The sequence below is a fragment of the Pseudomonas sp. GOM6 genome (assembly GCF_029537485.1).
In the GTDB taxonomy this organism is placed as follows: Bacteria; Pseudomonadota; Gammaproteobacteria; order Pseudomonadales; family Pseudomonadaceae; genus Aquipseudomonas.
In genome coordinates this window covers 311,582-332,205 of record NZ_JARPUS010000002.1, presented here as the reverse complement: position 1 = coordinate 332,205, position 20,624 = coordinate 311,582, and the positions used below count along the sequence as shown (strand labels likewise).

General features: G+C 64.3%; 17 protein-coding genes and 1 pseudogene. 12 read left to right on the top strand and 6 right to left on the bottom strand.

Going from position 1 to position 20,624, the window contains the following annotated elements:
* The 6 genes from P7A97_RS04090 to P7A97_RS04065 all read left to right on the top strand — a co-directional run bounded on the left by P7A97_RS04090 (position 1) and on the right by P7A97_RS04065 (position 9,388).
* On the top strand, positions 1–1,050 hold the full coding sequence (locus tag P7A97_RS04090) for an alkene reductase (RefSeq protein ID WP_277688665.1): 1,050 nt from the start codon (positions 1–3) through the stop codon (positions 1,048–1,050).
* A 53-nt stretch (positions 1,051–1,103) separates the two neighbouring features.
* On the top strand, positions 1,104–1,790 hold the full coding sequence (locus P7A97_RS04085) for an SDR family oxidoreductase (protein WP_277688664.1): 687 nt from the start codon (positions 1,104–1,106) through the stop codon (positions 1,788–1,790).
* A gap of 52 nt (positions 1,791–1,842) precedes the next feature.
* The gene (locus P7A97_RS04080; RefSeq protein WP_277688663.1) at positions 1,843–2,244 is read left to right on the top strand and encodes a hypothetical protein; all 402 of its coding nucleotides are present in this window, start codon (positions 1,843–1,845) and stop codon (positions 2,242–2,244) included.
* A gap of 96 nt (positions 2,245–2,340) precedes the next feature.
* The gene (locus tag P7A97_RS04075) at positions 2,341–3,456 is read left to right on the top strand and encodes an HDOD domain-containing protein (protein WP_277688662.1); all 1,116 of its coding nucleotides are present in this window, start codon (positions 2,341–2,343) and stop codon (positions 3,454–3,456) included.
* 138 nt (positions 3,457–3,594) lie between these two features.
* Positions 3,595–8,460: a PAS domain S-box protein gene (locus P7A97_RS04070; protein ID WP_277688661.1), complete on the top strand. Its 4,866-nt coding sequence runs from the start codon at positions 3,595–3,597 to the stop codon at positions 8,458–8,460.
* A 1-nt stretch (position 8,461) separates the two neighbouring features.
* Positions 8,462–9,388, top strand: a complete 927-nt coding sequence (locus P7A97_RS04065; RefSeq protein WP_277688660.1) for a diguanylate cyclase — start codon at positions 8,462–8,464, stop codon at positions 9,386–9,388.
* Between the two features lies 1 nt (position 9,389).
* Here P7A97_RS04065 and trxB read toward each other — a convergent pair whose 3' ends face one another.
* Positions 9,390–10,337: a thioredoxin-disulfide reductase gene (trxB, locus tag P7A97_RS04060; RefSeq protein WP_277688659.1), complete on the bottom strand. Its 948-nt coding sequence runs from the start codon at positions 10,335–10,337 to the stop codon at positions 9,390–9,392.
* Positions 10,338–10,557: 220 nt separating this feature from the next.
* Here trxB and P7A97_RS04055 point away from each other — a divergent pair, with 220 nt between their 5' ends.
* Genes P7A97_RS04055 through P7A97_RS04045 form a run of 3 tightly spaced genes read left to right on the top strand, consistent with a single transcriptional unit; the run spans position 10,558 to position 14,517 of the window.
* Entirely contained in the window at positions 10,558–12,528 is a 1,971-nt protein-coding gene (locus P7A97_RS04055) for a diguanylate cyclase (RefSeq protein WP_277688658.1), read from the top strand.
* 36 nt (positions 12,529–12,564) lie between these two features.
* The gene (gene cysZ, locus P7A97_RS04050) at positions 12,565–13,305 is read left to right on the top strand and encodes a sulfate transporter CysZ (protein WP_277688657.1); all 741 of its coding nucleotides are present in this window, start codon (positions 12,565–12,567) and stop codon (positions 13,303–13,305) included.
* Positions 13,306–13,326: 21 nt separating this feature from the next.
* A complete protein-coding gene (locus P7A97_RS04045; RefSeq protein WP_277688656.1) occupies positions 13,327–14,517 on the top strand; it encodes a glycosyltransferase family 1 protein in 1,191 nt (396 codons plus the stop codon).
* Between the two features lie 59 nt (positions 14,518–14,576).
* Here the strand turns inward: P7A97_RS04045 and P7A97_RS04040 are convergent, their stop codons facing one another.
* Both P7A97_RS04040 and P7A97_RS04035 read right to left on the bottom strand, forming a co-directional pair.
* On the bottom strand, positions 14,577–15,686 hold the full coding sequence (locus P7A97_RS04040; protein WP_277688655.1) for an NADH:flavin oxidoreductase: 1,110 nt from the start codon (positions 15,684–15,686) through the stop codon (positions 14,577–14,579).
* A gap of 56 nt (positions 15,687–15,742) precedes the next feature.
* On the bottom strand, positions 15,743–16,336 hold the full coding sequence (locus P7A97_RS04035; RefSeq protein ID WP_277688654.1) for a TetR/AcrR family transcriptional regulator: 594 nt from the start codon (positions 16,334–16,336) through the stop codon (positions 15,743–15,745).
* Positions 16,337–16,489: 153 nt separating this feature from the next.
* Here P7A97_RS04035 and P7A97_RS04030 point away from each other — a divergent pair, with 153 nt between their 5' ends.
* A complete protein-coding gene (locus tag P7A97_RS04030) occupies positions 16,490–17,185 on the top strand; it encodes a class I SAM-dependent methyltransferase (protein ID WP_277688653.1) in 696 nt (231 codons plus the stop codon).
* A gap of 13 nt (positions 17,186–17,198) precedes the next feature.
* Here P7A97_RS04030 and P7A97_RS04025 read toward each other — a convergent pair whose 3' ends face one another.
* The 3 genes from P7A97_RS04025 to P7A97_RS04015 form a co-directional block, all read right to left on the bottom strand.
* Positions 17,199–17,936 carry a nitroreductase family protein gene (locus P7A97_RS04025; protein WP_277688652.1) on the bottom strand — a complete coding sequence of 246 codons (738 nt, stop codon included), beginning with the start codon at positions 17,934–17,936 and terminating at the stop codon, positions 17,199–17,201.
* 97 nt (positions 17,937–18,033) lie between these two features.
* The gene (locus P7A97_RS04020) at positions 18,034–18,516 is read right to left on the bottom strand and encodes a glutathione peroxidase (RefSeq protein WP_277688651.1); all 483 of its coding nucleotides are present in this window, start codon (positions 18,514–18,516) and stop codon (positions 18,034–18,036) included.
* 137 nt (positions 18,517–18,653) lie between these two features.
* On the bottom strand, positions 18,654–19,139 hold the full coding sequence (locus tag P7A97_RS04015; RefSeq protein WP_277688650.1) for a peptidylprolyl isomerase: 486 nt from the start codon (positions 19,137–19,139) through the stop codon (positions 18,654–18,656).
* Here P7A97_RS04015 and P7A97_RS04010 point away from each other — a divergent pair.
* Both P7A97_RS04010 and P7A97_RS04005 read left to right on the top strand, forming a co-directional pair.
* Positions 19,108–19,429, top strand: a pseudogene (locus P7A97_RS04010) (DUF3565 domain-containing protein). The gene P7A97_RS04015 and the pseudogene P7A97_RS04010 overlap by 32 nt on opposite strands.
* Before the next feature lie 2 nt (positions 19,430–19,431).
* Positions 19,432–20,619, top strand: a complete 1,188-nt coding sequence (locus P7A97_RS04005) for an acetate kinase (RefSeq protein WP_277688649.1) — start codon at positions 19,432–19,434, stop codon at positions 20,617–20,619.
* Positions 20,620–20,624 lie beyond the last annotated feature (5 nt).

Below are 20,624 nucleotides of genomic sequence, written 5' to 3'. Positions count from 1 at the left end.
ATGACTACCCTGTTCGACCCCATCAAGATCGGCAGCCTGGAGCTGCCCAACCGCATCATCATGGCCCCGCTGACCCGCTGCCGCGCCGACGAGGGTCGCGTGCCCAACGCGCTGATGGCCGAGTACTACGTGCAGCGTGCCAGCGCCGGCCTGATTCTCAGTGAGGCCACCTCGGTCACGCCGATGGGTGTCGGCTACCCGGACACTCCCGGCATCTGGTCCGAAGACCAGGTGCGCGGCTGGCTCAATGTCACCCGTGCCGTCCATGCCAATGGCGGGCGCATCTTCCTGCAGCTGTGGCACGTCGGCCGGGTGTCCGACCCGGTTTACCTGAACGGTGAACTGCCGGTCGCCCCCAGCGCGATCAAGCCGGCCGGACACGTCAGCCTGGTACGCCCGATGAAGGAATTCGTCACTCCGCGCGCCCTGGAAACCGAGGAAATCGCCGACATCGTCGAGGCTTATCGCCACGGTGCCGAAAACGCCAAGGCCGCCGGCTTCGACGGTGTCGAGATCCACGGTGCCAACGGCTACCTGCTCGACCAGTTCCTGCAAAGCAGCACCAACCAGCGCACTGATCAGTACGGCGGCTCGGCGGAGAACCGCGCACGTCTGCTGCTGGAGGTCACCGATGCCGTGGTCGGCGTCTGGGGCGCGGACCGCGTTGGCGTGCACCTGGCACCACGCCAGGACGCCCACGACATGGGCGACGCCAACCCGCGCGAGACCTTCGGTTACGTGGCCCGCGAACTGGGCAAGCGGGGCATCGCCTTCATCTGCACCCGTGAAAAGCAAGGCGAGGACAGCCTGACGCCGTTCATCAAGGAACAGTTCGGCGGCCTGGTGATCGCCAACGAGCGTTTCACCAAGGAGCAGGCCAACGCCTGGCTGAGTGAAGGCAAGGCCGATGCCGTGGCCTTCGGCATCCCCTTCATCGCCAACCCGGATCTGCCTGCACGCCTGGCCCAGGATGCACCGCTCAACGAGCCGCGTCCCGAGCTGTTTTATGCCCAGGGCCCGGTCGGCTACATCGACTACCCACGCCTGTAATAGGCCACGGCCGGTGCACCGCACCGGCCCACAGCCCACTCAAGGAAAGACCGATGCAGAACATTCTGATCACCGGTGCCTCCCGCGGCATCGGCCTGGGTCTGGCCCAGGCCTACCTGGACCGTGGCGCACACGTGCACGCCGTGGTGCGCAATGCCGACTCGCCAGCATTGCGCCAACTGCAACAGACCTACCCTGATCGCTTGCACCTGATCGCCTGCGACCTCAACCACGATGACGCAGCCGCACAGATCACCCAAGCGCTTAACGGGCACCCCCTGGATATCGCCATCTTCAATGCCGGGATCATGGGGCCCAGCCACCAGGACGTGGCCCAGGCCAGCGCCAGCGAGATCGCCGAGCTGTTCCTCTGCAACGCCATCGCCCCGCTGCGCCTGGCCCGGCAACTGGCCGCGCAGGTCATCGAGGGTGGCGTGCTCGCCTTCATGAGTTCGCAGATGGGCAGCGTGCAGCTCGCCCGCGCCAGCGATATGCCGCTGTATGGTGCCAGCAAGGCTGCGCTCAACAGCCTGCTGCGCAGTTGGAGCGAGGCCGAGGACCGCCCCGCCGCCAGCCTGCTGGCCCTGCATCCGGGCTGGGTGCGCACCGACATGGGCGGCAGCGCCGCCGACCTGGATGTGGCCACCAGTGCCGCCGGTCTGGTCGCGACCATCGCCAGTCAGCTCGGCACCCGCAATTGCCTGTTCCTCGACTATCAGCAACAACCGCTGGCCTGGTAAGGGGCCAAGGCTCTTGCACAAAGGGCTATCAGGCTGGCTATGATCGGAGCCCATGACTGCCGCTCCCCAGCTTCGCCAACCCTGCCCGCCCGGCGCCTGCGACTGTGATCGCGAGCGCCTGCTGGAGGCTCCCGGCGCCGACCTGCGCATCCTCCTGCTGACCCGCAACGAGGAAAAGCGCCTGCTCGAGCGCCTGGAGCAGCTGCGCGACCTGAACGACCTGCGCCACCTGCAGCAGCGCATGTACCAGCAGCTCGGTATCCGCGTCGAGGTTGCCCCCGGCTTCAATGAAGTGCGCAGCATGCGCGGCATCGCCATCCACATCGAGCCACACCCGGGCCTGTGCCGCAAAACCCGCCAGTCGATCCCCGCCGCGATCCGCCGCGGCCTGGAGCACAAGCCGGAAATCGCCTGGCGCCTGCTCGACGAGCATGACCTGCTGCGCGATGCCTGAATAAAGTTGTCGCGGCGACTAAAGTGCTACCTTGCAGGTGAGGCACAAGGAACGCCCCATCGCCCACAGCTTCGCGAGGCTTACTGGATGCACGTCATGATCGTGGACGACGACCCCTGGCTGACGGGACTGCTGCAGCAACTGGTATTGAACACGAGACCCACGGCTACCATCGACTGCTTTGGTGATCTACACAGCGCCCTGAGTGCCTGGAAACTGAATAGTTACCAACTGGTGCTGGCCGACTGGAATTTACCGGATGGCTCAGGGCTCAGCTTGCTGCAAAGCATTCGCCAGCAGGACCAAAGCACCCCCCTGGTCATGATTACCGGCCGTGCCGATCGAGACAGCGTGCTCGCAGCCAGACCCCTGGGAATCAGCGCCTACATCACCAAACCTTTCGAGGTACCCAAGGTGATCGCCTGTATCGACCGGCTGTTACCAGCGGTCGAAGCGCAAACCCCGCAGCAGCCGACGCCAAGTGATTTCCTCGACCACCTCGCCGGACTCTGCGCCGCCGACCTCGATCTCCCCCTATTGAGCGGAATCAAGGACAAGCTCCAGCAAGCCTACCAGGGCACGCCCTTGGATTTTCGCAAACTGGCCGAAGAGTGGCAGCGTGATCCGGCGCTCTGCGCCTACCTGATCTCGGCTGCCAACAGCCCGGCCTACAAAGTCGACGGCCAGCCGTGCAACAGCCTGCAGGAAGCGCTGATACGCCTGGGCGGGCGCACCAGCCTCAACCTGGCCATCGCCCAGGCATTGCGCCAGGCCTGCACCAGCGACGATCCCATACTGTCCTCGCTGATCCAGGAGCACCTCAATGCCGCCGAACGGATAGCCGAACAGGTGATCGGCCTAGCGCGCCAGTGTGGCATCGACCACGGTGCCCTGCATGCCGCGGCTCTGTTACACCGCATGGGCGAGTTGAGCGTATTGCTCCAGGCACAGCAGTGGAGCGCGCAAGGTAGATCGCTCGACACGACACTGATCGACAAAGCCATCAGCGACTACGCCACCTCTTTCGCTATTGCCCTGAAAGCCCAGTGGGGACTGCCCATGGCGCTGCGCCAGTTGATCGGTGCCACCTATGCACTGCCCAAGACCCAGGTCCGCCGCGAACAGGTGCTGATGCGTCTGGCAGCCGCCCTGTTCAATAACGAGCCAGAGGAAACCACCGAGCGCCTGAAGAGCCTGGCAGGCACGGCATGAGCCGGCGCCCAGGCAGAAACCTACACTCCGGATACATCCGTACCCCCATCGTCGGCTTTCACCACTGCGACATGCGGGCTACGGCAGTGCCGGATAAGCGCCGGCAGCATTCGATCGCCTCCTGGGACAAGCTCGCCTATGAAGAAAAACCTCTCGGCAAGATGGAGCATCGCCTGGATCCTGCTGCTGGGCCTGGCCACCACCGTACTGATCGCCGAATGGCTGCGTAACACCAACCAGCAAAAGTTGCACAGCGCACTGGAAAACGCGACCACGCATGCCGCAGACGCCATCACCGAGCGCGTCAAGATTTACCAGTACGGTCTACGCGGCGCACGCGGCGCCGTGCTTTCCGGCGGCGATGATGGCATCACCAGGGAAGCCTTCCAGCGCTACAGCCAGACCCGTAATCTCGAACAGGAATTTCCTGGCGCCGCCGGCTTCGGCTTTATTCGCCGCGTGCCGCAGGCAGAGGAAGGCGCCTTCCTTGCCCGAGCCAGAACCGATAGCCACTCCGCGTTCAACCTCCAGCAGTTTGCCCCCCATGACGGCGACCGTTATGTCATCCAGTACATCGAGCCGCTGGAGCCCAACCTGCCGGCCGTAGGGCTGGATATTGCCTCGGACGCCGCCCTGCGCAGCGTCGCCCTGGCCGCCATGCAAAGTGGCGAAGCGCGCCTGACCGGGCTGATCACCCCGTCCCCAATCAAGGGCGAAACGCAGCAATCGCTGCTGATATTGATGCCCATCTACCGTACCGGCAGCACTCCGCCCAGCCTGGCCGAGCGCACGCGCAATGGCTTGGGCTGGAGCTACGCCCCCTTGTCGCCCTCATCCATGATCCAGGACTTGCACCTGCACAACCAGGCCGTGCACCTGCGTCTGCTCGACATTACCGAACCCAATTACAGCCCCGTGCTGTACGAGGCGGACAATCAGCCGGAGAGTGCGACCACAATCGCCACGCACCTTGTGGAGCGGGACATTTTTGGCCGCCGCTGGCAAATCGAACTAAACGCCTATCCAGGCTTCGCCAAGAGCTTGCACCTGACCTCGCCGAAGATGATCTATATCGCCGGCGGCCTGCTCAGTCTGATGCTGGCGGCGCTGGCCGGCATCTCCAGCATCAATCGCCAGCGCCGCCGGCAGATCTTCGCCGGGCAGGCGCGTCTGGCGGCCATCGTCGAGAGTTCCAACGACGCCATCATCGGCAAGACCCTGGACGGCACCGTTACCAGCTGGAACAGAGGTGCCGAGAAGATGTTCGGCTACAGCGCCAAAGAAGCCATCGGGCTGCGGCTGGTCCAACTGATCGTGCCACCGCAACTGGCTCATGAAGAAACCATGATCCTGCAAAAGGTCGGCGCCGGCGAAACAATCAACGCCTTCGAGACCCTGAGAAAGCGCAAGGACGGCAGGATGCTCGACGTCTCGGCCGTGATCTCGCCGATACATGACGAGGCCGGACAGGTAGTGGGGATATCCAAAACCGTGCGCGACATCACCGAGCGCAAGGCCATCGAAAACAAAATCCTTGAACTCAATGCCAGCCTGGAGCAGCAGGTAGCGGCACGAACCGCCGAACTGAGCGAACTCAACGTGCTGCTTACCAGCGTGCTGGACTCGGCCTCGGCGGTGGCGATTATCGCCACGGACACCGCCGGCACCATCACCGTATTCAATTACGGCGCGCAGAACCTGCTGGGTTACAGCGACACGGACATGGTCGGCAAGCAGAGCCCGACCTTGCTCCATCAGCAAGACGAACTGGCTCGCCGCAGCACGGAGCTGAGCGGCACCTACGGCACCTCGATCAGCGGTTTTCGCGCACTGGTGTACCTGGCGGAGACCCAGGGCGCCGACATCCGCGAGTGGACCTATGTACGCAAGGACGGCAACACCTTCCTGGTCAGCCTGGCAGTCAATGCCATACGTGACCGACAAGGACAGCTGGTGGGCTACCTGTGCATCGCCGTTGACGTTACCGAGCAAAGAGAGGCCTCACGGCGCCTGACAGACAGCCTGGAGACCACCCGCGCGATACTGGACACAGCAGTAAACCCAGTGATCACCTTCCATGCCGACGGTCGCGTGCAGAGCTTCAACCCCGCCGCACAACAGGCCTTCGGCTACAGCGCCGATGAAATGGGGGAGCGCGTCCTGTATGACCTGATCAGCCCGAGTTCACGAGAGCGCCTGAAAGACATGATCGAGAGCCATGTCAGCCAAGGCAATTCGCAGCAGGGCAAAGCCGTCGAGCTGACCGCACTGAACAAAAGAGGTACGGAATTTCCCATTCACCTGTCGATCGGCTCCATGCCATCGACTGATCAGCCGTTGCTGGTGGGCGTCATTACCGACCTCAGTGAGCAGGTAGCCCTACGCAAGGAACTCCTCGCGATCCGCGACCAACTGACGGTGGCTGCCGAAGTGGCGCAGCTCGGCATCTGGTCCTGGGATCTGGCAGACAACAGCCTGCACTGGAACGAACGGATGTTCGAGCTATACGAACAACCTCCGCAACTTGGCGAGCAGGGCTTGCGCTACGAGCACTGGCTGTGCCGGATTCACCCCGATGACCGTGAAACCGTGATGGCCGACCTGCTCAGGGCCATAGCCAACGAGAATAGCTACGCCCCGGTTCTTCGCGTCGTGCGCAGCAATGGACAAGTGCGCTTCATTCAGGCGGGGGCCCATGTAGAACGCAATGCTGACGGCAAGCCCATCAGGGTTATCGGGATCAACATCGATATCAGCGCCCAGCATGAGGTAGAGGCCTATCTGCGCTATGCCAAGGAACAGGCGGACGCCGCCAATGCCGCCAAGAGCACGTTCCTCGCCAACATGAGTCACGAAATACGCACGCCGCTGAATGCGGTGCTGGGCATGTTGCAGCTGGTTCAGGCAACGCAGCTGACGCCACGCCAGCTCGACTATGTGCGCAAGGCCCATGGCGCGGCAAAGTCCCTGCTCGGCCTGCTCAACGACATCCTCGACTACTCGAAGATCGAGGCCGGCAAACTGCAACTCGAACTGCATCCCTTCGAGCTGGAGCCGCTGATGCGTGATCTGGCGGTGATACTCGCCGGTAACCAGGGCCTCAAGGACGTGGAGGTGATGTTCGACCTCGACCCCAACCTGCCAGAGGCCTTGCTCGGTGACAGCCTGTGCCTGCAGCAGATCCTGATTAACCTGGCCGGCAACGCGCTCAAGTTCACGGAGCATGGCCAGGTGGTCGTCAGCCTGCGCCAGCTCGGCAGAATCGGCCAGCGGGTGCAGTTGCGCGTCGCCATCAACGACACCGGTATCGGTATCAGCGAAGAACAGCTCGGCCGCATTTTCGAAGGCTTTACCCAGGCAGAAGCCTCCACCAGCCGCCGCTTTGGTGGCACCGGGCTCGGTCTGGTGATCTGCAAGCGCCTGATCGCGCTGATGGGCGGCGAGTTGCAGGTCACCAGCCAGATAGGCCAGGGCAGTAGCTTCTGGTTCGACATCGAACTGGACATGGCCACCCAGAGCTCCCTGCGCACCTCCTGCAGCGCCATCGACAGTGAACTACGCCTGCTGGTAGTGGACGACAACGCGATGGCCGGCGAGCTGCTGCTGCAACTTGCTGCCGACCTTGGCTGGCACGCCAGCTACGTTGACAGCGGCGAACGGGCGCTAGCGGCCATCGAGAGCGCAGCGCAGCAGGGCCAACCCTTCCAGATCGTACTGATGGACTGGCGCATGCCCGGCATGGACGGTATCGACACGGCCCGCCAACTGAACACCCGTCACCTTGAGCGGCCACCACTGGTCGTGATGATTACCGCCCACGGCCGCGAGGTAATGAGTGATATCCAGCACGAAGGCAACGCGCCCTTCGCTGCATTCCTGAGCAAACCCGTAACCCCCATGCAACTGTCCAGCACCATCGAGCGTGTACTGACCGGACAAACGGAAACCAGCGAGCCAGTTCGCAACGTACAACCCGAACGTCTCGTCGGCCTGAACCTGTTGGTGGTCGAGGACAACGCCCTGAACCGTCAGGTCGCCCAGGAGCTGCTGCAGGCTGAGGGCGCCCGCGTGCACTTGGCCGAGGATGGGCAGGCCGGTGTGGATGCCGTGCTGCGCGCAGCGCCTCAGTACGACGCCGTGCTGATGGACATCCAGATGCCGGGCATGGACGGCCTGCAAGCCACACGCGCTCTGCGCAGCCACCCACAGCTCAGCGCCCTGCCGATCATCGCCATGACGGCCAACGCCTCGCAAAGTGACAGACAGAACTGCCTGGAGGCAGGCATGAACGAGCACGTGGGCAAACCCATAGACCTCGAACAACTGGTACAGGTTCTGCTGCACTGGACCGGCCGAGCAGTGCCTGACAGCCCCACCCGCACGCCGACAGATAGCGCCGGCGGCCTGATCGAATCACGCGAGTCGCTGTTACGCCGCTTCGGCAACAACCGGCAACTGCTGCGCAACATGCTGAGCAGTTTCGACACGCAGATGAGCAGGCAGCTCGAGCAGTTGGCGGCCTGTGCGACTAACAATGACCGCCCCGGTGTGCTGATGGCCTTGCACACGCTCAAGGGCAGTGCCGGCACCATGGGGGCCAGCGGCCTGGCAGCGGAAGCGGCGCGATGGGAGCACTCGTTCAAGCACAGCGAGGACAGCGCACTTGCCACCCCACTGACCGATCCGACCTGGCTGCAAGGACTGACCACACTGCTCGCCAGCAGCGTACGCGAGCTGAACGAGATATTTACCGAGAGCGAGCCGGCCACCTCGCCGCTGCCCGCAAGCAGCGACAATGACTGGATCTCGGAGCTGCAACACCTGCACGACCTGCTGGCCAGCGGCAACCTGCAGGCACTCGAACAGGCGCAGACCCTGGCGGCGGCAGTGCCCGAGAACTGGCGCGACAGCTACAGCGAACTGCTGCAGGCCAGCGAACTGCTAGAGTTCGAGCAGGCACGACAACTCTGCCATGCGATCCTCACCGCCGTTCAAGGAGCCTGAGATGGAGTCCTGGATAGAGCACCGCAAGATTCGCCCCAAGCTGTTGGTGGTCGACGATCAGCCCCTGAACATCCGGGTGCTGAACGAACTCTTTCGCCATGATCACGATGTTTTCATGGCCACCCGCGGTGAGCAGGCCATCGCCATCTGCCGGGAGCAGCGCCCCGACCTGGTATTGCTCGACGTGGTCATGGAGGGCATGGACGGCTATCAGGTGTGCCGTGAGCTGCAGGCTGACCCGCTGACCCGCGACATTCCCATCATTTTCGTCAGCGCCAAGGGCGAGGAGGAGGACGAGGCGTTCGGCCTGGAACTGGGTGCTGTCGACTACATCAGCAAACCTTTCAACTCGAACATCGTACGCGCAAGAGCCAAGACTCACCTCACCCTCAAGCTACAGAGCGACTACCTGCGCAGCCTGACCCGGCTCGACGGCATGACCGGGATTGCCAACCGCCGCTGCTTCGACGACAACCTCAACAATGCCTGGGCCCAGGCTTGCCGTAGTGGTAGCCCGCTGTCATTGCTGATGATCGATATCGACTACTTCAAGCGCTACAACGACCATTACGGCCATCAGCAGGGTGATCTGTGCCTCAAGCAGGTTGCCATGGCCCTCGCTGGCGCCACCAGCCGCCCTTCTGATCTGGTGGCGCGCTACGGTGGCGAAGAATTCGCCTGCCTCCTGCCGGATACCCAGCAGGAGGGCGCCATCTTGATCGCCCGAAAAATGCTCACGGAAGTCGAGGCGCTGGCAATCGCCCACCCCCTCTCGGACGTGGGCGACAGGGTCAGCCTGTCCATCGGCGTGGCCACGCTAGTGCCATCGGCACAGGCCGATCCGACCCAACTGGTACGCGATGCCGACGAACAGCTGTACAAAGCCAAGCACGCCGGTCGCGGGCGAATGAACGTAGACCCCGGCTAGCTCACAGCGAGTCCAGGTAACGCTCCACATCCAGCGCCGCCATGCAGCCGGCGCCGGCCGAGGTAATGGCCTGGCGGTAGACCGAGTCGGCCACGTCGCCGGCGGCGAACACGCCGGGCACGCTGGTCGCGGTGGCATTGCCGTCGCGACCGCCGTTGACCACCAGATAGCCATCCTTGAGTGCCAGCTGGCCCTCGAACAACGAGGTGTTGGGCGTGTGGCCGATGGCGACGAACAGGCCATCGACCCTGAGTTCGCTACTGGCGCCGTCGTTGTGCTTGAGCCGCACGCCGGTGACGCCACCGGCATCGCCCAGCACCTCGTCCACCTCGGCATTCAGGCGCAACTCGATCTTGCCCTCGGCGATGCGCGCACGCAGCTTGTCCTGCAGGATCTTCTCGGCGCGGAAGGTCTCGCGGCGATGCACCAGGGTCACCTTGCTGGCGATATTGGCCAGGTACAACGCCTCTTCCACGGCGGTATTGCCACCGCCGACCACCGCCACTTCGCGGTTACGGTAGAAGAAACCATCGCAGGTGGCGCACGCGGACACGCCCTTGCCCATGAAGGCCTCCTCGGACGGCAGGCCCAGATAGCGCGCACTGGCGCCGGTGGCGATGATCAGCGCATCAGCCGTGTAGGTACCGCTGTCGCCGACCAGGGTGAAGGGCTGGCCGGCCAGGTCCACGGCATTGATGTGGTCGAAGACGATCTCGGTCTCGAAACGCTCGGCATGCTCCTGCATGCGCTGCATCAGCGCCGGGCCGGTAAGACCGTGGGCATCGCCCGGCCAGTTGTCGACCTCGGTGGTGGTGGTCAGCTGGCCGCCGGCCTGGATGCCGGTGATCAGCAGCGGTTTGAGGTTGGCGCGGGCGGCATACACGGCGGCACTGTAGCCGGCCGGGCCGGAACCGAGAATGATGACGCGGGCGTGACGGGTAGCGCTCATGGCCAACTCCAAAAGAAAAAGGGGCCATCCGGAAGCACTTGGGGAAGGCTTGGATCAATCGAACAGCCCCGTTAAAGGGAATTGCCGGCAAGGCTACCCAGTGCGAGGCAAGCTGGAAAATGCCCAATGCCAATCCGCTCGATAGAGCGGCACTATACGGCCGGGGGGCTGAGGGCGTTGGCTATACTCGGCACATTCCCACCTCAGCGGTGCGACCGGCATGACCCTGCGCAAACGTCTGTTTTGGCTGTTCGCCCCATTGCTGGTGCTGGCCCTGCTGTTTGCCTATGGCCTGTCGCAAAGCCTTATTCTCAGCCGCTTCGACCGCCAGGACGCACAGCTGCTGGAGGGTGAGGCAGTGCGTTTGCAGAACCTGTTGGAACAGAATCTGCGGCGCAATCTCGATCTGGTGCAAAGCTATGCACAGTGGGACACCAGCTACGAATTCATGCACGGCCAGCATCCGGACTACCTGCGCCGCAATGCCGACCCTGAAGCTCTGAGCGAAATGAACTTCGACTTCATGGTGTTCCTCGACCTGCAGGGGCGCGTGCATGCCGAGCAGTGGTTGCCGCCCACCCTGACGGACATGTTCGTGCTCGACGGCCAGCCCCCCAGGAGCCTGGAAGCACTGCGCCGGGCAATACTGGAGCAAGCCAGGGGCCTGATACAGACAAGCGATGAGGATCTCTATGGCGCGTTGATCGCTGTACAGGGCGTGCCCCTGAACCTGGCCATGGGCAGCATCCAGGACAACCAGAGCACCCTACCCAGCGCCGGCACCCTGATTGCCGGACACTTCCTCGACGGCGAACGTAGCGAGAACCTGCAACAACAGATCAATGGCACCCTGCGCCTGCTGGCAGCGGATCACTCGGTCGAGCGCTGGGCCCCACTCCCCTCCCCCGGGGTGTTCAGCCTCAATCGCGCGGAACTGAGCCAGCGCCACCTGCCGAATGAGGAACAGCAACAGATCCTTCTGCGCTTCAGCAACAGCCTGGGCCAGCCGCAGATGCTGTTCGAGCTGACCCGCGACCGCCGCCTCTATCATGAAGGCCGCAAGGCCATCGCCATCTTCCTGGCCCAGGCCACGGGTGTCAGCCTGCTGGCTTTGCTGCTGATCTACCTGGGCCTGGAGTTCGCCATCCTGCGCCGTGTCTCGCGCATGCACCAGGACATCGCCGCCATTGGCCCGGACTCCAGCCAGCAGCGCCTGCAGGATCGCGGCACGGACGAACTGGGCCGCCTCGCCTGCGAGGTCAACCGCATGCTCGAACGCCTGGAGCAAAGCGAGACGCGCGACCGCGAAATTCTCGACGCGATTCAGGACGGCTATTTCGAGATCGCACCCGATGGCCAGGTACAGGCCGTCAACAGAGCCCTGTGCAACCTGCTCGACTACCCGGCCGAAGCCATGCTTGGCCAAAGCTACGAAAGGTTGCTGAGCCGCGAGGATGCCGAACGGGCCCGCCAGGACTTCGCCCTGGCCCTGGCCAATAACGAACAGATCCGCTTCAGCGCGCCCTTGCGGCGTGGCGACGGCAGCCTTGGCCACTATGAAACGCGCTTCTCGCTGATTCGCGACAGCCAGGGCCATTTCGCCGGCTTTCGCGGCATCCTGCGCGATATCAGCGAACAGGTGGCCTATCAGAACCAGTTGCTCGATCTGGCCTATCGCGACTCGCTAACCGGCCTGGGCAACCGCAAGGCCTTCAGCGAACAACTGCGCCATGCCCTGGACAAGGCGCAGCGCGAGCAGGGCCGGCTGGCCCTGCTCTATCTGGACCTGGATCGGTTCAAGGAGGTCAACGATCGCTACGGTCACGATGTCGGCGACGCCCTGCTGCAGGACATCGCCGAACGCCTGCGCCGCACGGTACGGCAACCGGACCGGGTGTATCGCCTGGGTGGCGACGAATTCACCCTGGTGCTGCCGGACAGCAACAGCGTCGCAGCGCAAAAGCTTGCCGAGCGCCTGCTCGCCGAGCTGCAAAACGCCGCACAGATCGGCGCACTGAGCATCGACTTTGTTACGCCGAGTATCGGCATCGCTCTCTACCCGGACCACGCACAGAACCCGGAGGCTTTGATCAAGGCCGCCGACAGCGCCATGTACGAGGCCAAGCGCGAACGCAACCGCGTCGACCTCTTCCACCCGCGGCTGCTTTCCTCGTCCACGCAAAGTGGTTAAGGTCGGCGCGTTTGTCACTGCGCGGAGCCGCCTGCCATGCCCACACCCGCCCTGTCTGGCCCCCAATACCTCGGCGAAGGCCTGAAACTGGTCCTCAGCCCAGGCCTACGCCTGTTCGTGCTGCTGCCCCTGGCGATCAACACGCTGCTGTTCATTGGCCTGATCGCCCTGGCCATGCAGCAGTTTGGCGGCTGGGTCGACACCTTCATGCCCAGCCTGCCCAGTTGGCTGAGCTTTCTCGAATACCTCATCTGGCCGCTGTTCGTGCTCATGGTGCTGGTGATCATGTTCTTCAGCTTCACCCTGCTGGCCAACATCATCGCCGCGCCCTTCAACGGCTTTCTCGCCGAGAAGGTGGAAGTGGTGGTGCGCGGTCGCGATGATTTCCCGCCCTTCAGCTGGGCCGAGCTGATGGCCATGGTGCCGCGCACCCTCGGCCGCGAACTGCGCAAGCTCGCCTACTTCCTGCCGCGTGCCATTCCGCTGCTGATCCTCACCTTCATCCCCGGCCTCAATCTGATTGCCGCGCCGCTGTGGATTCTGTTCGGCGTGTGGATGATGGCCGTGCAGTACATCGACTACCCGGCGGACAACAACAAGCTGGGCTGGAACGAGATGCTCGCCTGGCTGCGCGAGAAGCGCTGGCAGAGCCTGGGCTTCGGCGGCGCCACCTACCTGGCGCTGATGATCCCCTTCGTCAACATCCTGGTGATGCCCGCTGCCGTGGCCGGCGCCACGCTGTTCTGGGTGCGCGAGCGCAGCGTCATCGCTCCGTAACAATCACGTCACCCAGGCTTCATGGCGCCGTCGCAGACTGGCGTCATGAATGTCACATCCCTGCATATCGCCCTGGTCAGCGAAACCTTTCCGCCGGAAATCAACGGCGTGGCCAACACGCTCGGGCGCCTGTGCCAGGGCCTGCGCGAACGTGGCCATCGCCTGCAGCTGATCCGTCCAAGACAGGATGGCGACGCCCGATCACACACCGATGACGAGCTGCTGCTGACCCGTGGCTGGCCACTGCCCGGCTATGCCGGTCTGCAGTGGGGCCAGTCGGCGCTGCACAAGCTGCTGCGCCGCTGGCAACAGCGGCGGCCCGATGTGCTGTACATCGCCACCGAAGGCCCGCTGGGCCTCTCTGCCCTGCGGGCAGCAAGGCGCCTGGGCATCCCGGTGGTCAGCGGCTTCCATACCAACTTCCAGCAGTACACCGGCCACTACGGCATGGGCCTGCTGACCCGTCTGCTGACCGGCTACCTGCGCTGGTTCCACAACCGCACGCGGATGACCCTGGTGCCCAGCCTCAGCCAGCGCATGGAGCTGCAACGCCGCGGTTTCGAGCGCCTGGAACTGCTTGCGCGCGGGGTCGACGGCCAGCTGTTTCACCCCTGCCGCCGCTCGGCCGAGCTGCGCGCCGCCTGGGGCCTGAGCGAGGCCGATATCGCCGTGCTGCATGTCGGTCGCCTGGCCGCGGAAAAGAACCTGCCCCTGCTGGTGCGCAGCTTCCGCACCCTGCAACAGCAGAACCCACAACACAATCTGCGCCTGGTGCTGGTGGGTGACGGCCCGCAACGCCTACAACTGCAGGCCGAACTGCCCGGGGCCGTGTTCTGCGGCATCCAGCGCGGTGAGCAGCTGGCTGAGCACTATGCCAGCGGCGACCTGTTCCTGTTTCCCAGCCTGTCCGAAACCTTCGGCAACGTGGTGCTGGAAGCCCTGGCCGCCGGCCTGGCCGTGGTCGCCTACGACCAGGCCGCCGCCGCCCAGCACATCCGTCACGGGCATAACGGCGCCCTGGCCAGCCCGGGTGACGAACAGGCCTTCATCGATGCCGCCCAGTGGCTGCTGGAAGATGCCGAAAGCCTGCGCCGGGTTCGCCTCAACGCCCGCCAGCATGCCGGCCGCCAGGGCTGGCCGGCGATCGTCGAGCAGTTCGAACAGCATCTGCTGGTCGCCTGCACCCCACCCTTGCCACTCGCCCAGACATAAAAAAAGCCCCGGTGTGCCGGGGCTGAAAAGACTCGCCGAAGCGAATCAGGGGTAATGCATCAAACCAGGGTCATCAGCGCCTCGCGGCTGAACGGCAGGATGTCCTGCTCGCGGCTGTCGCGCACCTTCACCGCCCAGTCCGGGTCGACCAGCAGGGCGCGGCCGACGGCCACCAGGTCGAATTCCTGCTTGTTCAGGCGTTCCAGCAGGTTCTCGATGCTGGCCGGCTGCGCCACCTTGTCGGTGTTGACCATGAACTGCAGGAACTCGCCGTCCAGGCCGACGCTGCCCACGGTGATGGTGGGCTTGCCGGTGAGCTGGCGGGTCCAGCCGGCCAGGTTGAGATCGGAGCCTTCGAACTCCGGCTCCCAGAAGCGGCGGGTCGAGCAGTGGAAGATGTCCACGCCGGCATCGCTCAACGGCTTGAGGAAGGCGCCCAGCTCTTCCGGGGTCTGCACCAGGCGCGCGGTGTAGTCCTGCTGCTTCCACTGCGAGAAGCGGAAGATGATCGGGAAGTCCGGGCCAACGGCGGCACGCACGGCCTGGATCAACTCGATGGCGAAGCGCGAGCGCTGGGCCAGGTCGCCACCGTACTCGTCGGTGCGCTTGTTGCTGCCTTCCCAGAAGAACTGGTCGATCAGGTAGCCGTGGGCGCCGTGGATTTCCACGCCGTCCATGCCGATGGCCTTGGCGTCGCGGGCGGCCTGGGCGAAGGCGGCGATGACCTCGGCAATGTCGTCCTTGGTCATGCCGTGGACGATAACGTTGCCATCCTTGACCTTCTCGCTCGGGCCATAACCCGGCACGCTGGCGTCCGGCTCGGTACCCGCCTTGCGCACATTGCCCACATGCCATAGCTGCGGAACGATCTTGCCGCCTTCGGCGTGCACCGCGTCGACCACCTGCTTCCAGCCGGCCAGGGCGTCGTCACCGTAGAAGCGCGGTACGTTCGGGTAACCGTTGGCCGCCTTGTGGCCGACGGTGGTGCCTTCGGTGACGATCAGACCGACGCCGGCCGCAGCGCGACGACGGTAGTACTCGACTACCTTGGCGTTGGGCACGCCGCCCGGCGAGAAAGAACGGGTCATCGGTGCCATGACCACGCGGGTCGGCAGCTCCAGGTTACCCAGGCGGAAGGGTTCGAACAGGGCTTGTACGGGGGCGCTCATGCGGTCTCCTTGGGCCGGCCAGATGACCGGTCGTCTCATTAATGGATGTAAAAAATTCAGGGTCGCAGCAGCAGCTGCAAACGGGCGATGAAGGCATCCAGCACCTGGATATTGCCGCCGACCTTGAGCCGCGCCAGCACGCCTTGCCAGGCATTGCTGATGAAGATGGCCAGGTTGGCGCAGTCTTCCTCTGCGTTCAGTTCACCGGCCTGCTGAGCCTGTTCCAGACACGCCTGAAGAATGTCCACCGACGCCTGCTGGATCTTCTCGACCTGCTCACCGATGGCCGGCAACAGCTCGGCCATCTCGAAACTCAGGCTGCCGATGAAGCAGTGGTACTGGGCCTTTTCCTGGCGGCTGAAGTGCTGCTGCAGCTCGCGGTAATAGCCGAGGATGCGCTCGCGCGGGCTCAGCGCCGTATTGCCCAGGGCCTCGGCATAACGCGCCAGGCGCGGCTGATAGACGAAGTCCAGGGCCTGCAGGGCGAAGTCTTCCTTGCTGGCGAAGTAGTGATAGAAGCTGCCCTTGGGAATGCCGGCGGCCTGGACGATTTCCAGCACACCGGTGCCGTGGTAACCGCGACGGGTCATCACGTCCGAGCCCTTGGCCAGGATCAGGTCACGCTTGTCGAGTCGGATGCGGCTGTTCATGCTGGCAAGAATATGACCGGTCGTCTCGCCTCGCCCAGCACTATTGATCGCGGTGATTGCGACCAAGAAGCTGGCACGCGCTCCCACGGTGACCGCCCCTCTTGACACGCAGGGTAGGCTGTTACTGAACCCGCATTTTTTGAGGAGCAGCGCATGCATCGCGACGAGGTCACGGAAATCTTCCAGCAGCAGGCCGCCAGCTATGACCGCCAGTGGGCGAAGACGGCGCCGATCCGGCATTGCCTGCACCTGCTGCTCGACTCGCAGTTCGCCGAGTTGCCTGTCGATGCGCGCATTCTCTGCGTCGGTGCTGGGACCGGGACGGAAATTGCCCACTTGGCACTGAAGAACCCTGGCTGGCACTTCACTGCAGTAGAGCCCGCCGCCGCCATGCTCGACGAATGCCGGCAACGAGCGGACAGCGAAGGCTTTGCCTCCCGCTGCAACTTCCACGAGGGCTATCTGGAGTCGCTACCGGCGACCGAGGCCTATGACGCAGCCACCTGCTTCCTGGTCTCCCAGTTCATTCTTGAGCCGCAGGAGCGCTCCACCTTCTTTGCCGAGATCGCCGCCAGGCTCAAGCCAGGTGGCCTGCTTGCCAGTTCCGACCTGGCCGCCGACGTAAGCTCCGCGGAGTACGCGGTGCTGCTGCGCGCCTGGATGCACATGATGGCGGCGGCCGATGTTTCGGAGCAGGCCATGGCCCACCTACGCCAGGCCTACGCCAACGACGTCGGGGTACTGTCGCCCCAGCGCACGGCTGAAATCATCGCCGCAGGGGGTTTTGCCCTGCCGGTGCCGTTCTTCCAGGCCGGGCTGATCCACGCCTGGCTGTCGCAGCGCGCCTGAGGCGCAGGCGGCACTAGAGCCAGGAGACGTGCTGCTCCAGCGGGAAGCGCAGGCGCGGGTTGTACACGCCCTTCTCGCCCTGGCGCCCGACCGCCAGCAGCATGATTGGGATGGCCTGACGCGGAATATCCAGCACCTGGCGCAGGCGCACCTCGTCGAAGCCCTCCATCGGGCAAGTGGCGTAACCGTGGCTCTGGAAGGCCAGCATCAGGTTCTCGGCCGCCAGCGCCGTGGATTTCACCGCCCAGATGCGCATATCGGCCTTGCTGTTGGGTTTGCGCATCAGCGGCTTGCGCAGGGCCAGCAGGCGCACCAGTTGACGCTTGAACAGACCGAGCAGGCCCAGCGGCCCCTGGTTGTACTGGAACGGCGCCGTCTTGGCGTAGAAGTGACGAATGCGAGCCGGCACCTCCGGCTCCGGCCAGTACTCGACCATATTGGCGCAGGCCTGCTTCCAGGTATCCGGGCGCGCCAGCACGGCGATAATCAGCGGCGCCTTGGCCGCATTCTGACTCATGCAGACCGGATGCAGGCGCGCCAGCAACGCCGGATCGCGCACCACCTGAAAACTCCAGGGCTGCAGGTTGCAGGAGTTGGGCGCCAGCACCGCCAGTTCCAGGCTATCGCGGATTACCTGCTCCGGCACTGGCTCATCGGTAAAGCGGCGCACCGCTCGGCGGCTCTCGATCAACGCGCGTAAAGCCGCCGGTGAAGCTGCGGCAGGAAAATCATCAGGTGAGAAACTGCTCATCGCCTACCTCCTCGGCAGAATGGCTCGATTAAGCAATCGAGGTGCCGAGGGGGCAAGGTGGCAGGCGGGGATGACCGGACTTTGGCGCAATCGCCGCTTAGTCGAGGGCCCTTTCGATGGCTTGCACCAGGGCGGGATCGTCCGGCGCCGTACGTGGCGAGAAGCGCGCCAGCACACGACCATCGCGGCCGACCAGAAACTTCTCGAAGTTCCAGGTAATGTCCCCGGGGAACTCGGCGCCCTCGCCCGCCAGCAGGCGGTACAGCGGGTGGCGCTCGGGGCCGTTGACGTCCAGCTTGCTGCCCAGCGGAAAGGTCACGCCATAGTTGAGGCTGCAGAACTCGCGAATCTCGTCCTCGCTGCCCGGCTCCTGGCCGGCGAACTGATTGCAAGGCAGGCCCAGCACCGTGAAACCGCGCGCCTGATACTGCTGGTGCAGCGCCTCCAGACCGGCGTATTGCGGGGTGAGCCCGCATTTGGAGGCCACGTTAACGACCAGCACTATCTGGCCCTTGTAGGGCGCCAGCGGCAGATCCTGGCCGTCCAACGCACGTAAATTGAGATCATGAAAGGCACTCATGAGTAGCTCCTTGAGCAGGCCGCAGCGGACAAAAAAGGCGCCCGTAGGCGCCTTTTTCGGTTACCTGAGCTTAGCAGCCACTGCGCAATTTGAGACGACCATAAGTCGTATTGCGCGGCCGCCAATCAGGTGATCTATCAGTGGTGGTGACCACCTTCGCCGTGGATATGGCCGTGGGCCACTTCTTCGGCACTGGCCTCACGAACGTTGACGATCTTGACCTGGAAGTTCAGGCGCTGACCGGCCAGCGGGTGGTTGCCGTCGACGATCACGTCGTCGCCGTCGATGTCGCGGATGGTGACGATCTGCATGCCGCCATCCGGACCGGAAGCATGGAACTGCATGCCCACTTCCAGTTGGTCGACGCCTTCGAACATGCTGCGGTTCAGGGTGGCGACCAGCTCGGCGCTATATTCACCGTAGGCTTCGCCCGGCTCGATGGCCACGGTGACTTCGTCACCGACCTGCTTGCCCACCAGGGCCTTTTCCAGGCCGACGATGATGTTGCCGGCACCGTGCAGGTAGACCAGCGGCGCGCCGCCCGCAGAGCTATCGATTACCTCGCCGGCATCGTTGGTGAGGGTATAGTCGATGGACACGGCCTTGTTGGCGGCGATCTGCATGGAGGAAGAACCTTTTGCTGGAGAATGGAAAGGAACCAAGTCTACCCGTCACGCCCGGCGAATGCGACCGCGCGCCTGACAGACGGCCCCGACTGCTGGGCTTTCACCAGGACGAAGATGGCCACTGGGTGGCCGAATTGTCCTGCGGCCATACGCAGCACCTGCGCCATCAGCCACCGTGGCAGAATCGCGCCTGGGTGCTCGATCCGCAGCAGCGGCAGCAGCACCTGGGCCAGCCCTTTCCCTGCGGCTGGTGTGCAGCCCAGGCGCCCCTCACGGATAAGGAATAGTCATGTCGGCACGCAACATTCTGGTCATCAACTGCGGCAGCTCCTCGATCAAGTTCGCCCTGGTCAACGAGGCCCACGCACATTTCACCCTGAGCGGCCTGGCCGAGCGCCTGGGCAGCCCTGAGGCGGTGTTGCACTGGCAGCACAACGGCGAGAAAGACAGCCTGCTGTTGCAAGGTGGTGACCACCGCACCGCCCTGCAGCATCTGTTGCCCCTGGTACAGCGGGCTACCGGCGGCCAGCTGCACGGCATCGGCCACCGCGTCGTGCATGGTGGCGAGCAGTTCACCGCCGCCTGCCGCATCGACGCCGTAAGTCTGCTGGCGATCCGTGCCACCGCGCCGCTGGCACCGCTGCACAACCCGGCCAACCTGCTGGGCATCGAGGCGGCGCTCAAGCTGTTCCCCGAGCTGCCGCAGGTGGCGGTATTCGACACCGCCTTCCATCAGAGCCTGCCCGAGCACGCCTACCGCTATGCCGTGCCGGAGGTGCTGTACCGCGAGCACGGTGTGCGCCGCTATGGCTTCCACGGCACCAGCCACCGCTACGTCAGTCAGCTCGCCGCTGAAATGGCCGGGCTGGACTACACCGGAAGCAGCTGGCTCTCGGCGCACCTGGGCAACGGCTGCTCCACCTGCGCCATCGTCGATGGCCAGAGCCGCGACACCAGCATGGGCCTAACCCCGCTGGAGGGCCTGGTGATGGGCACCCGCAGCGGCGATGTCGACCCCAACCTGCACGGCCACCTGGCCCGCACCCTGGGCTGGAGCCTGGAGCAGATCGACGCCATGCTCAACAAGGACAGCGGCCTGCTCGGCCTGTCCGGCCTGTCCAACGACATGCGCAGCCTGGAACAGGCCCGCGAGCAGGGCCACCCCGGCGCCACCCTGGCCATCGAGGTGTTCTGCTACCGCCTGGCCAAATCCCTGGCCGCCATGAGCTGCGCCCTGCCGCAGCTGGACGGTCTGATCTTCACCGGCGGCATCGGCGAGAACTCGCCGTTGATCCGCAGCAAGACGGTGAGTCACCTGAAGCTGTTCAAGCTTGCCCTCGACCAGGACGCCAACGCCCGCTGCATCCGCGGCGTGGCAGGCAATATTCACGCCCCGGGACACCCGCGTGTGCTGGTGGTACCGACCAACGAGGAGCGGCAGATCGCCCTCGACACTCTGGCCCTGCTCAGCGCCTGATTTCA

Excerpts from the sequence above, each read along its gene's own strand:
- P7A97_RS04080 (WP_277688663.1), top strand. The coding sequence starts at position 1,843 with ATGACTGCCGCTCCCCAGCTTCGCCAACCCTGCCCGCCCGGCGCCTGC.
- P7A97_RS04065 (WP_277688660.1), top strand. The coding sequence starts at position 8,462 with ATGGAGTCCTGGATAGAGCACCGCAAGATTCGCCCCAAGCTGTTGGTG.
- P7A97_RS04015 (WP_277688650.1), bottom strand. The coding sequence starts at position 19,139 with ATGCAGATCGCCGCCAACAAGGCCGTGTCCATCGACTATACCCTCACC.
- P7A97_RS04030 (WP_277688653.1), top strand. The coding sequence starts at position 16,490 with ATGCATCGCGACGAGGTCACGGAAATCTTCCAGCAGCAGGCCGCCAGC.
- P7A97_RS04070 (WP_277688661.1), top strand. The coding sequence starts at position 3,595 with ATGAAGAAAAACCTCTCGGCAAGATGGAGCATCGCCTGGATCCTGCTG.
- P7A97_RS04045 (WP_277688656.1), top strand. The coding sequence starts at position 13,327 with ATGGCGCCGTCGCAGACTGGCGTCATGAATGTCACATCCCTGCATATC.
- P7A97_RS04040 (WP_277688655.1), bottom strand. The coding sequence starts at position 15,686 with ATGAGCGCCCCCGTACAAGCCCTGTTCGAACCCTTCCGCCTGGGTAAC.
- P7A97_RS04090 (WP_277688665.1), top strand. The coding sequence starts at position 1 with ATGACTACCCTGTTCGACCCCATCAAGATCGGCAGCCTGGAGCTGCCC.
- cysZ (WP_277688657.1), top strand. The coding sequence starts at position 12,565 with ATGCCCACACCCGCCCTGTCTGGCCCCCAATACCTCGGCGAAGGCCTG.
- P7A97_RS04085 (WP_277688664.1), top strand. The coding sequence starts at position 1,104 with ATGCAGAACATTCTGATCACCGGTGCCTCCCGCGGCATCGGCCTGGGT.
- trxB (WP_277688659.1), bottom strand. The coding sequence starts at position 10,337 with ATGAGCGCTACCCGTCACGCCCGCGTCATCATTCTCGGTTCCGGCCCG.
- P7A97_RS04075 (WP_277688662.1), top strand. The coding sequence starts at position 2,341 with ATGATCGTGGACGACGACCCCTGGCTGACGGGACTGCTGCAGCAACTG.
- P7A97_RS04035 (WP_277688654.1), bottom strand. The coding sequence starts at position 16,336 with ATGAACAGCCGCATCCGACTCGACAAGCGTGACCTGATCCTGGCCAAG.
- P7A97_RS04025 (WP_277688652.1), bottom strand. The coding sequence starts at position 17,936 with ATGAGCAGTTTCTCACCTGATGATTTTCCTGCCGCAGCTTCACCGGCG.
- P7A97_RS04020 (WP_277688651.1), bottom strand. The coding sequence starts at position 18,516 with ATGAGTGCCTTTCATGATCTCAATTTACGTGCGTTGGACGGCCAGGAT.
- P7A97_RS04055 (WP_277688658.1), top strand. The coding sequence starts at position 10,558 with ATGACCCTGCGCAAACGTCTGTTTTGGCTGTTCGCCCCATTGCTGGTG.
- P7A97_RS04005 (WP_277688649.1), top strand. The coding sequence starts at position 19,432 with ATGTCGGCACGCAACATTCTGGTCATCAACTGCGGCAGCTCCTCGATC.